At 60.4% G+C, this 260-nt stretch carries 1 protein-coding gene; it reads left to right on the top strand.

Features of this window, described 5'->3' with window-relative positions:
* On the top strand, positions 1 to 260 hold a 260-nt coding region (locus I5L03_RS13320; RefSeq protein WP_197922638.1), incomplete at both ends, for a DDE-type integrase/transposase/recombinase.

Below are 260 nucleotides of genomic sequence, written 5' to 3' on the forward strand. Positions count from 1 at the left end.
CCGGACCTTCTGCCGCTGGTATGATCGTTACCTTGAAGGTGGCCCCGAGGCGCTGGCAGACCGACTTTACCTACTTCAAGATCATAGGATGGGGCTGGGTCTATCTCTCGACCGTGCTCGACGATTACTCGCGCTACATCATTGCATGGAAGCTCTGCACCACCATGCGAGCCGAGGACGTCACTGACACGCTCGATATGGCGCTGGCAGCCTCAGGCTGCGACCACGCCAATGTGCTGCACAGGCCCCGCCTGCTCAGC

The sequence above is a fragment of the Aurantiacibacter sediminis genome (assembly GCF_016019885.1).
GTDB lineage: Bacteria > Pseudomonadota > Alphaproteobacteria > Sphingomonadales > Sphingomonadaceae > Alteraurantiacibacter > Alteraurantiacibacter sediminis.